Here is a 230-nt window from a genome sequence, read left to right as displayed (position 1 = left end):
AGCTTGGGGATGGCGCATTCCGTTCATTATTGGAGCGATGGGTGCAGTAGATGTATTATGGCTTCGCCGCACGATGGATGAGTCGGAGCAATTCTCAAACATAAAATCTCAAAAACGCGAAAGCGCAGGAACCGTTCGCGCTCTTATGAAACATCCGAAAGCAGTATTAACAGTAGTCTGCCTAACACTAGGAGGCACTGTTGCATTTTATACGTACACAACATATTTAC

At 45.2% G+C, this 230-nt stretch carries 1 pseudogene; it reads left to right on the top strand.

Annotated features, from left to right (window positions below):
• Nucleotides 1–230: pseudogene (locus JDS98_RS29955) on the top strand (alpha-ketoglutarate transporter); the annotation flags it as partial.

The sequence above is a fragment of the Bacillus cereus group sp. N11 genome (assembly GCF_016483605.1).
GTDB lineage: Bacteria > Bacillota > Bacilli > Bacillales > Bacillaceae_G > Bacillus_A > Bacillus_A toyonensis.
Note: the sequence above shows the minus strand (reverse complement) of the source record. Positions and strands in the feature narration are given on the sequence as shown.